The organism is Halorubrum sp. FL23 (assembly GCF_052439115.2).
Lineage (GTDB): Archaea > Halobacteriota > Halobacteria > Halobacteriales > Haloferacaceae > Halorubrum > Halorubrum persicum.
This window is the reverse complement of sequence record NZ_JBQVRO020000035.1, coordinates 1-9,781: the sequence shown is the minus strand read 5'-3', so window position 1 is coordinate 9,781 and position 9,781 is coordinate 1. Positions and strand designations below refer to the sequence as shown.

14 protein-coding genes are annotated in these 9,781 nt (G+C 60.1%); 7 read left to right on the top strand and 7 right to left on the bottom strand.

Annotated elements, in window-relative coordinates; genetic code table 11:
• The coding region (locus ACT4MF_RS18435) for an arsenate reductase/protein-tyrosine-phosphatase family protein (protein ID WP_444683759.1) at positions 1 to 228 on the top strand (228 nt) is incomplete at its 5' end.
• Positions 229 to 272: 44 nt separating this feature from the next.
• Here the strand turns inward: ACT4MF_RS18435 and hcsS are convergent.
• Genes hcsS through arsD form a run of 4 tightly spaced genes read right to left on the bottom strand, consistent with a single transcriptional unit; the run spans position 273 to position 3,174 of the window.
• Entirely contained in the window at positions 273 to 497 is a 225-nt protein-coding gene (gene hcsS, locus ACT4MF_RS18430) for a halo-CC-star protein HcsS (protein ID WP_137690912.1), read from the bottom strand.
• The gene (hcsL, locus tag ACT4MF_RS18425) at positions 488 to 904 is read right to left on the bottom strand and encodes a halo-CC-star protein HcsL (RefSeq protein ID WP_444683760.1); all 417 of its coding nucleotides are present in this window, start codon (positions 902 to 904) and stop codon (positions 488 to 490) included. The genes hcsS and hcsL overlap by 10 nt, the downstream gene beginning before the upstream one ends.
• Positions 901 to 2,841, bottom strand: coding sequence for an arsenical pump-driving ATPase (arsA, locus tag ACT4MF_RS18420; RefSeq protein WP_444683761.1), 1,941 nt, complete (start codon positions 2,839 to 2,841; stop codon positions 901 to 903). Before arsA ends, hcsL begins: the two co-directional genes overlap by 4 nt.
• Before the next feature lie 3 nt (positions 2,842 to 2,844).
• On the bottom strand, positions 2,845 to 3,174 hold the full coding sequence (arsD, locus tag ACT4MF_RS18415; RefSeq protein ID WP_007993266.1) for an arsenite efflux transporter metallochaperone ArsD: 330 nt from the start codon (positions 3,172 to 3,174) through the stop codon (positions 2,845 to 2,847).
• A 320-nt stretch (positions 3,175 to 3,494) separates the two neighbouring features.
• On the opposite strand from arsD, the gene ACT4MF_RS18410 reads away from it, so the two are divergent.
• Entirely contained in the window at positions 3,495 to 3,890 is a 396-nt protein-coding gene (locus tag ACT4MF_RS18410; RefSeq protein WP_004595752.1) for an ArsR/SmtB family transcription factor, read from the top strand.
• A gap of 13 nt (positions 3,891 to 3,903) precedes the next feature.
• On the opposite strand, the gene ACT4MF_RS18405 is transcribed toward ACT4MF_RS18410, so the two are convergent.
• The 3 genes from ACT4MF_RS18405 to ACT4MF_RS18395 are packed head-to-tail and all read right to left on the bottom strand — an operon-like array spanning position 3,904 to position 5,441.
• The gene (locus ACT4MF_RS18405; protein ID WP_444683762.1) at positions 3,904 to 4,902 is read right to left on the bottom strand and encodes a permease; all 999 of its coding nucleotides are present in this window, start codon (positions 4,900 to 4,902) and stop codon (positions 3,904 to 3,906) included.
• The gene (locus tag ACT4MF_RS18400) at positions 4,899 to 5,297 is read right to left on the bottom strand and encodes an ArsR/SmtB family transcription factor (protein ID WP_004595754.1); all 399 of its coding nucleotides are present in this window, start codon (positions 5,295 to 5,297) and stop codon (positions 4,899 to 4,901) included. The genes ACT4MF_RS18405 and ACT4MF_RS18400 overlap by 4 nt, the downstream gene beginning before the upstream one ends.
• A gap of 6 nt (positions 5,298 to 5,303) precedes the next feature.
• Positions 5,304 to 5,441: a hypothetical protein gene (locus tag ACT4MF_RS18395; protein ID WP_158295129.1), complete on the bottom strand. Its 138-nt coding sequence runs from the start codon at positions 5,439 to 5,441 to the stop codon at positions 5,304 to 5,306.
• Positions 5,442 to 5,725: 284 nt separating this feature from the next.
• Between ACT4MF_RS18395 and ACT4MF_RS18390 the strand changes: the two genes are divergently transcribed.
• The 5 genes from ACT4MF_RS18390 (at position 5,726) to arsB (ending at position 9,586) form a co-directional block, all read left to right on the top strand.
• Positions 5,726 to 6,178 (top strand): RidA family protein, encoded by a 453-nt coding sequence (locus tag ACT4MF_RS18390; protein ID WP_128906802.1) that lies wholly within the window; start codon positions 5,726 to 5,728, stop codon positions 6,176 to 6,178.
• A 102-nt stretch (positions 6,179 to 6,280) separates the two neighbouring features.
• Positions 6,281 to 6,610: an ArsR/SmtB family transcription factor gene (locus ACT4MF_RS18385; protein WP_128906801.1), complete on the top strand. Its 330-nt coding sequence runs from the start codon at positions 6,281 to 6,283 to the stop codon at positions 6,608 to 6,610.
• 366 nt (positions 6,611 to 6,976) lie between these two features.
• The gene (locus ACT4MF_RS18380; RefSeq protein WP_444683763.1) at positions 6,977 to 7,744 is read left to right on the top strand and encodes an MIP/aquaporin family protein; all 768 of its coding nucleotides are present in this window, start codon (positions 6,977 to 6,979) and stop codon (positions 7,742 to 7,744) included.
• Positions 7,745 to 7,860: 116 nt separating this feature from the next.
• Positions 7,861 to 8,316: a RidA family protein gene (locus ACT4MF_RS18375; protein WP_444683764.1), complete on the top strand. Its 456-nt coding sequence runs from the start codon at positions 7,861 to 7,863 to the stop codon at positions 8,314 to 8,316.
• A gap of 97 nt (positions 8,317 to 8,413) precedes the next feature.
• Positions 8,414 to 9,586 carry an ACR3 family arsenite efflux transporter gene (gene arsB / locus ACT4MF_RS18370; protein WP_444683765.1) on the top strand — a complete coding sequence of 391 codons (1,173 nt, stop codon included), beginning with the start codon at positions 8,414 to 8,416 and terminating at the stop codon, positions 9,584 to 9,586.
• The last annotated feature ends 195 nt before the right edge of the window (positions 9,587 to 9,781 follow it).

Genomic DNA, 9,781 nt, shown 5'->3' with positions numbered 1-9,781 from the left:
CGAGAGGTGACGCCAGACGAGCTACAGGCGGTCGATCTCGTCGTCACGATGGGGTGTTCGGCATCGGACGTGTGCCCGGCAACGTGGAACGGTGAGAATCGCGATTGGGGGCTCGACGATCCCCACGAGCGCCCGATCGAGCAGGTTCGTGAGATTCGTGACGAGATTGAAGAACGTGTCGTCTCGCTGTTCGACGAACTCCTGTCACAAACTCCGTCCGCGGAGTGACAATTGGCAGGGCCGTCAGCCGGAATGACCCCTGTCGACCTCCGCTAACAGCAGCCGTCGTCGTCGGCGCCGCAGACGCTCCCGTAGTCGACACCGGTCTCGTCGCCGATCGCCTCGTTACACTGCATCACCATCGTGGTGAACGCGAACTCCGAGGAGGACTCTTTCGCCGTCGCGAGCTCTTCGCCGAGCGCCTCGGCGGCCGCGACGACCGCTTCGTCAGTCACTTCGGACTCGCTGGCGTCCTGACCGGAAGCGCTCAACAGCACCCACCTCCGGTGGATCGCGCGAACTCCTCGCCGATCTCGTCGCTGATGGTGTCGTTCGTCCGCTGAAGCAGTTCTATCAGATCGGCCTGTGCGGCCTGCTGACGCTGGATCGTCTCGTTGTTCGACATCTCGGTCTGGAGCTGCTTCAGCTCGGCCATCACCGATTCGTCGAAGCCGCCGCGTTGCATCTGCTGTTGCTTCTGCTGGTACTCGCGGAGTAGCGCCATCGCGTCGTCATCATCCTGTAACGTCTCGTCGGCCGCGACGAACTTCTGATACGTCTCAGACTCGCCGAGCGTGTCGAGGAACTCGTGGAGGGCCGCCTCGACGTTGGCTTCTACGTCTTCCCCATCGGGTACGCCCACGCTGTCCTCGGCCGCACCTTCCACGTCCTGTGCGTCGCTCACGAGGGCGTCACCTCCGGTGCGTCCGCTCCGACAACGTCTGCGAGTCCGGTAATCTCCTCACCGAAGGCGCTGAGTTCGTCGAGCCCGATCGGTTCGTCCTGCCGGAGCGGCGCCAACATCAACGGCGCGTCGAACCGGTCACGGATCTCGTCGAGATACTGCGCCTGCTGAGCGCGCCGATTCGCGAAGAAGGCGTTGTCGCCGTACTCCTCAGGCAGGAGGTAGTTGGCGACGACTAGCGAGGTCTCGATGCCGACCTGATCTTTGAGGTCCGCGGCGGCCCGGTAGGCTTCCATCATAGGTGTGTACTCGGGGTACATCACGAACGCGAACGTGCTCCGTTCGGGGTCTTTCATCGTCTCGATGACCTCGTCGTATTGGTCGCCTTTGGCAGGGGCAGCCCCCTTCGTCAGCGAGCCGAGGTCCATGAACCCCTTCCAGTCGGAGGGGAGTTCGAGCAGACGGAGAGTGTGGCCCGTGGGGGCGGTGTCGAAGACGACGATGTCGTAGCCGTCTTCGTCGAAGTAACTCACGAACTTCTCGAGGGCGGCCATCTCTTCGGCACAGGGCGATTCCAGTTCCTCTTCGACGTTCGCGATCGCGGCGTCGACGTCGATCTGCGTGTCCTCTTTGTCCTCGTACATCTCGGTGACATGGTCGAGGACCTGCTCGCGGTACTCCGCAAGCGCTTTCTCTTGGTCGATCCGCGCCGCGTCGAGGTTCTCCTGGCCGACCGAAGTGGGTTCGTGGCCCACGGGCTCACCGAAGATGTCCTCTAAGTGCGCGGCCGGGTCGGTCGTGACGACAAGCGTCTCGTGGCCCGCCTCGGCGAGTTTCGTCGCCGCCGTCGAGGCGATCGTACTCTTGCCGACGCCACCCTTCCCGGTGAAGAAGAGGTACTGCGTCTCGTCGCTTGGCGCCAGTTGATCGACGACCGCGTCATGGTCCACCATTGAATCGAACTCAACCGCGTCGTCAGCGTCCACGTCGGTCGCGGTTCCGACGTCGACGGTTGCCTCCGTGCCGTCGTAGAGGACACCACCCACGTCCGCGAGCAAGTCGAGGCCGGCAATCTCGCCCGGCTGGAGCGGGTACGTCGCCGTCGCGTCCGCGTCGAACTCCTCGCGGGCGCGCTTGATGACGGCCTGCTCGTCCGCGCGTTTCCCCTCGAAGAAGGGGTCCTCGCACACCGACTCCGGGAGATAGCCGTTGAGGATCAACAGCTGCGACTCGATCCCGAGGTCGCCGAGGTCGCTCGCGCTGCGTTCGATCTCGTCTATTGAGGAGTCCTCCGGCTTGCCGACGAAGGCGAAGGAAGTGCGCTCGTCGTCCTGGAGCGTGTCGATCGCGCGCTCGTAATCCTGTTTCTTGTCCTCCATCGAGGCCGCCGGCCCGATACAGGTCGAGCCGCCCTTCTCGAGTTCGGCGTTCCAGTCGGAGGGGAGCTCCATCAGCCGGATGGTGTGGCCCGTCGGCGCCGTGTCGAAGACGACCACGTCGTACTCCGGGCTGTCCATGAAGTCGACGAAGTTGTCGAAGGCGGCGATCTCCTCGACGCAGGGGCTGTTGAGCTGCTCTTCGACCGTCTGAATCTCTTCCTCGCCGAGCAGTTCGCGCATCGGCTCGATCGTCTCCTGGCGGTACTCCTCGGCGGCGGTGTCCGGGTCGATCTCGATCGCCGAGAGGTTCTCGATCCCGTCGACCGCGGTGACCTCGTGGCCGATGGCTTGGCCGAAGATGTCCGAGAGGTTTGGGGCAGGGTCGGTGGTCACCAGCAGCGTCTCGTAGTCGTTGTCGGCGAGCCACGTCGCGGTCGCACAGCTCACCGTGCTCTTGCCGACGCCGCCCTTCCCGCTGAAGAAAACGAACTCGGTTTCGTCGCTACTCGGTTCGACGACCTCACGCGCGCTCGTCGCTGTCGACTGTGATTGTGCCATTTATTAGGCCTCCTGTGGCGCGGCGTTGCCGTCGATGGCCGCGGTCAGTTCGTCGTACGAGAGGTACTCGCCCTCGGCGACGATCTCGTCGTCGACGACCGTGATCGGGAGGATCGACGGACCGTCCTCCTGAACGCGGTCGTAGATCCGCTGCGTTTCGAGGAACTGGTCGATGTTGTGCTGCATGTTCGCCCGGTTGACTTCGAGGTCGTCGAACGCGTCTTCCAGTTGGTCAAGCGCCGCGCTGACCTCGACGAGCTCGTCGTCGGGGTCGGGACCGCAGACGCCGGTGGAGCAACACATCGCTTCTTCGTACAGGGTGAGTTCGGTCATGATAGGGTCGAATCGTCGCCGATCGTCTGAGCTATTGTTCGCGAAGAGGCAATCCCGGAGTGCTCGTCGCGATCAGTTCAATTGAACAATTCCTCATATAATTATAAACCCTTCGATCAGGCCGTTCACCGAAGGATCCAAAGCAGCGGCTTCAAAACGCACCACTCGGCCCGTATTTTGAGAGTGACTCTCTACGACAGCCGGCTGTGTTACGATCTTCGAATATCCAATTTGAATGTATAATGAATCATCCAGCGCACGCCGGCTCCGGATGCGTGACGGTCCATAACGCTTAATCTCACATCGGTTCAATTGTGTGTATGTCATCGACTGAGCGGTTACAGCGGTACGTCGCCGACGAGTGCGGCTCCTGTACGGACGAGGACCTCGCCGACCGGTTAGCGGAACTGGAAGAACTGAACGAGAGCGTCGGCGGGTCGGATCTAGAGACCGATATCGAGCTACTATCGGCGCTCGGCAACGAGACGCGATACAAGATCGTTCGGATGCTCCACGCTGCTGATGACGAGGAGCTATGCGTGTGTGAGCTCTCGCCGCTCTTAGACGTGAGCGACAGCGCGATCAGCCATGCCCTCTCACAACTCACTGATGCTGGCCTCGTCACGCGCCGAAAAGAGGGGAAGTGGCGGATGTATCGCGCTACGCCGCGTGCGAACGCGGTTCTTGTGGCGCTCGACGGGTCGCGGTCGCTGTAAGAGCAGTCCCGGCTCAGAGGAGGCCGGCGAAGACGGTGTTGAACAGCACACCGACGGTGATCCCGATCGTCACCACCGTCGTCGCGTAGATCGCGAGTAGTCGACGCTCGAACAGCTTGTTCAGGAGGATCAGATTCGGGATGCTGATCCCCGCCCCGCCGATGACGAACGCGATCACCGTCCCGATCGGGATCCCCGCCTCGGTGAGCGAGTGCGCGATCGGCAGCATTCCGCTGATGCTCACGTAGATCGGCGCGCCGGCGAGCGCGGCGATCGGCGTCGCGAGCGGGTTCCCCGGCCCGGCGATCTGTTGGAGAAACTCTGCCGGTACGGCGCCGTGGATCAGCGCGCCGATCGCGATCCCAACCGCGATGTACGGGAGTGTGTCGCGGAAGAAGGAGAGCGCGCCCTCCCCCGCGGCAGTCACGCGTTCCTTGTGGGTTCTGTTCGTCGCCGTCGTCCCGCACTCGCTACATCCGCCAGCGTCGGCTGCCCCCGACGTGTCCGAGGGAGTCGCTCCGCCGTCGGTCGCGATCTCGCGACCGCCCGCGGTGATCCGGACGTCCTTGATGTACCCGTCGAGTTCGAACGTCCCGATGATGAGTCCCGCGACGATCGCCGCGAGCAGCGCCGTCGTCACGTACGCGACGGTCACGCCGGTCCCGAACAGCCCGAACAGTAGGAACACGGCAATCCAGTTGACGATCGGGGAGGCGAGCAGGAACGAGAACGCCATCCCCGTGGGGGCGCCGGCCCCCAACAGGCCCGCCAAGACCGGGACGGTCGAACACGAGCAGAACGGCGTCACCGCGCCGAGGCCCGCCGCGAGGACGTTCCCGCTGCCGTGGTCGCGTGCGCGAAGCATCTCTTCGACGCGCTCGGGTGGGAGGTACTCCTGTGCGAGCCCGACGAGGAACGACGCGCCGATGAACAGCGGTGTGAGGACCATCGCAAGGTGGAGGAAGTAGTCCCACGAGTCGAGCAGCGCCGCTTCGGTCCCCGGCGGGATCATCGGTCCTCACCTAACGCCGCGGCCAGATCGAGCAGCTGGAGGCTCGCCGTGTCCGCGATCCGGTAGTACGTCCACTTTCCCTCCTTGCGCGTGGCGACGATGCCGGCGTCGCGGAGCTTCCTGAGGTGTGACGCGACCGTCGACTGGGGCGCGTCGAGTACGGTCTCCAACTCGCAGGCGCAGAGCTCGCCCTCTCGAAGCGCGTGAACGACCGCGAGTCGCTTCTCGTTGGCCAGCGCCTTGAACGCCGACAGCTCCGCCTCGACGACCGCGTCGTCCGCCCGTCGAGTCTCCGGGAACGGCCCGTCACAGCAGACGCCTTCCTCCATCCGTCGGAGCGTTCCGCTCGCGGATTCGGAGCCCGCTTGAGCCGCCGCGTTCTGTTCCTGCGACATTATGGATCAGTCCTCCGTACGGTCGGCGCGCTCGTCCGGCGCGTCCGCCTCGTTTTCGTCCGAGTCCACCTCCTCGATTTGCATGTCACAGCAGCTCTCGTCGTCGTTTGACTCGCCACCGAGCAGTCGGTCGAGTATCGACATACATATCGATATAATCCGATTTGACTTAACTCATTTGGTCAGGTGTTCAGCTGACTCGAGAGAGCACTCGACTCGGATCTATATTCAGATGTGTTTGTTTGACGCAGTTCTTCCACCGAACTATATACACACAAGATAGTGTGGAAAACCGGATTATTCAAGCATCATACTGTGCTTTACCAGTATTAATCTATTACAGATTATATTAGTACCGAGTAGATTACCTCGATCTCAACACAGTAGAACCGAAAGGACCTTTAACATATGAGGGAATACTAAATTGTATGTCGCAGCAGATAGCGGCTCAAGACGATCGGACGGACCGTGAAAACAAAATATCGATTAACGAGTCGCTGAGCGAGGAGAGCAAACGTCAGCGCGACAGTATCGACAACGTCGGCGCATTCGGCATGCGAACCGGTGAGTCGGATCTGATCTTCTTCCAAGGTATTCTCCCGGAGATCAACGGGACGATAAGAGGATCGGAGCCAATAGATGAGCAGATAGAGATGTGCTTGGATCGGCTCGAACTCATGTTAGAAAACCGTAACGCGTCGCTCTCGGATATCATGAAGGTCGAGATTCAGCTCGCAGACGCAGGTGCGGCGGCGGCCGTGGACAGCGCGTACGAGTCGCGATTCGATGACGTGGCGTTCCCACCGCGCAGCGTCGTCGGTGTATGCTCGTTGCCTGGCGGTGCGGACGTCCAGCTCGACGTGATTGCCGCCGAAGAGTAACCGTAGCTGTCCGTGTAGTTCGATAATAGAAGCATTTCGCTCGTATTTGCCGTTTTGAAGCCCGACAGAACAATTATTCCGGTCGCAGCGAATACGTCAGTTATGCCCGACTCCTCTTCAGACCCGCTTCCCGGCACGGATCTCGACGCACTGATCGACGACGCGACGACGACCGCCGACGTGAAAGCGCTGTCGGCGTTCGGATATGAGACGCGATATCGACTCGTCCGCCTGTTGGTCGACGCGGATGGCGCGGTCAGGTTCGACGAGATCACGCCCTACGTGTCCATAAGCGACAGCGCTGTCAGTCACGCGTTGACGCTTCTGTGTGATGCCGGACTCGTAAAAAAGCAAAAAGATGGACGCTCGCGCAGTTATTCGACCACGGAACGGGCGGAGGCGCTCGTGGAGGCACTTGATCGGACGCGATAAATCAGTAATCGTGCGTTCTCTAGCAGGTCAGACAGAGGTTAACTCTAGCAATGGAATCACCGTTGAGCGGAACCGAGACGGGGTGGATGAATCTGGTTGCGTGAAAGTTTGAGTTACTGTGAGTCCTCTCTCGACGTTATCCATCTCGAAATGAGCCACAGAAAATGCTACCAAACTCCTTTACGGTAGCACATTTGATTTAGTTATTATTCATACGTGTTGATGTCCAAACTGTATATTGTGGAAAATACACTTGTCTAATTGGTCTTTATCGACCGTATATTCTACATTAAATAAAAATCTTCGGTGTAAGGGATCCAATCCACTTTAATAGATGAATAGATATAAATCTATTGGAGTAGCAGAATGCATCCATACATTGCCGAGGTCATCGGAACAGCGATCCTCATCATATTCGGCGGGGGCGTCGTCGCCAACGTCGTGCTCAACGAGACGAAAGGGAACGGCGGCGGCTGGATCGTCATCACGTGGGGATGGGCCATCGGAGTGTTCATGGGCGTGTTCACCGTCAGTCAGGTCAGCGGCGGTCACATCAATCCCGCCGTGACGGTCGGCCTCGCTGCCGCCGGGCTGTTCGATTGGGCGCAGGTTCCGGCGTACGTCGCCGCACAAACGGTCGGCGGATTCCTGGGCGGCGTAGTGGTGTGGCTGGCGTACAAAGACCACTTCGCCGCGACCGAAGACGAGGATGTGAAGCTGGCGATCTTCTCGACCAGCCCTGAGATCCGAAACTATTCGGCTAATCTGCTGACCGAAATCATCGGCACCTTCGTCTTGGTATTCGGCGTCCTCTACCTGGATTCTGCCGGATTCTTCGACGCTCAGTCGGGTGAGGTGCTTCAGTCGATTACCATCGACGGCCAAGCGGTGGGCTTCGGTCTAGGGGCACTGTCGGCGCTTCCGATCGCGCTTGTCGTGCTCGGTATCGGACTCTCGTTAGGTGGCCCCACCGGATACGCGATCAATCCCGCACGCGACCTCGGACCGCGCATCGCCCACGCAATTCTCCCGTTTTCGCACAAGGGACCGTCGGACTGGGCATACTCTTGGGTGCCCATCGTGGGACCGGTCCTCGGGGCGCTTCTCGCGGCCGGACTGTACCGTCTGCTGTGATGTCGTCGGGGCACCACGAGTCTGGACCCTCCGCTCCGCACCCCGAAGCCGGACTCCGATCACAGTTTCCGACTTGCTCCAAAGAGTTTTAATATATGAACAACTGTTCATCTATTATGGGGCAGCAGACAACCGAGGTCGAACCGGAATCGGAGCAGCGTACCGAGATGGATATCGATCCCACACTAAGTAAAGAGAGCAAGCGCCAGCGCGAAGGGACGGACAACATCGGTGCGTTCGGAAAGCGAACGGGCTCGTCCGACCTACGTTTTTTCGAGGGGATACTCCCTGAGATCGACGGAGAAATATTAAGTGAGCACTCAATCGAAGAGCAGTTCTCGACCGCGCTCGACAACCTCGAAGCCGTACTCGCCGACAACCGAAACGCGACGTTCGGCGACGTGATGAAGCTTGAAATTCAGCTCACGGATCCGAGCGCCGCGGAGGCGATCGACCACGTGTACGAGTCCCGGTTCGACGGCGTCGAACTTCCCCCACGGACCGTCGTAGGCGTCTGTTCGCTCCCGGGCGGTGCGGACGTCCAACTCGACGTGATCGCGGCCGAAGAGTAACGACCGCTGCCGACACACCCATTATGAACACTCACCTGAACACACACCGGTATCGCTCTACGGCCGACTCACCCAACACGACGGGGGTGATGCCGGCGTGAGCGGCGCCGCTCACGAGCACGGCCCGAACTGCGACTGTGAGGCCTGCGGGGATCCGCGGTCGATGGACTTCCTCGATAAGTACCTCACCGTCTGGATCTTCGGCGCGATGGGGATCGGGATTAGCCTCGGCTACGTTGCGCCGTCGGTGACCGGTCCGATTCAGGACCTCCACCTCGTGGAGATCGGCCTCGTGTTAATGATGTACCCACCACTCGCGAAGGTCAACTACGGGCAACTCCCCGCTGTCTTCAAGAACGTGAAGGTACTCGGGCTGAGCCTCGTCCAGAACTGGCTCATCGGTCCCACGCTAATGTTCGGGTTGGCGGTCATCTTCTTCAGCGGTCTCGTTCCTGGACTGCCTGCCCGACCTGAGTTCTTCCTCGGGCTGGTGTTCATTGGGATGGCCCGCTGTATCGCGATGGTGCTGGTCTGGAACGAGCTCGCCGAGGGTTCGAACGAGTATGCCGCGGGGCTCGTCGCGTTCAATAGCGTTTTCCAGATCGTTACGTACGGCGTGTACATCTGGTTCTTCGCTCTATATCTCCCCCCGATTCTGGGCATGGAATCGCTCGTTGCCGGCATTTCCGCATTCAATATCACACCGATACAGGTTTTCGAGGCGATCGCGATCTTCCTCGGGATACCCTTCGCGGCCGGCATCTTCTCCCGATTCGTCGGTACGCGGGCGAAAGGTGTTGAATGGTACGAGGAGACATTTGAACCCACGATCAGTCCGCTCACGCTGATCGCGCTGCTCTTTACAGTGATCGTGATGTTCGCGATGCAGGGTGAGCGAATCGTCGCGCAGCCAAGTGACGTCCTACTCATCGCGGTGCCGCTGACGATCTATTTCGTTGTGATGTTCTTCGTCAGCTTCGGCATGGGCCGTGGAATCGGTGCCGACTACTCGACGACGACAGCTATCGGCTTCACCGCCGCCTCAAATAACTTCGAGCTCGCGATCGCCGTCGCGGTCGCGGTGTTCGGTGTCGGCTCCGGTGTCGCGTTTACCACCGTTATCGGTCCGCTTATCGAGGTACCGGTGCTGCTCGCCTTGGTGAAGGTCGCGTTGTATCTCCAAGACCGGTACGACTGGCGGGGATACACAACCGGGCGGCTAGACGACACGACTGAAGATGGATCCTCAAGCTCCACGGCTGATGACTGACAGTTAACTACCCATTCACCACACGCTTACAATTCATTTGACGATGAAGAGAATATGTTTGTAGTCATGTCGGTGTGGTAACTTTGCTATCGATCTCACCATTTTCTAAATGAGTGGTCATCCGTCTTCAGTTAAGACTCACACCTCGGTTGTGTAGCGGTAGCGAGTGTCTCTTGTAAGATTGGTCGTCGTTTG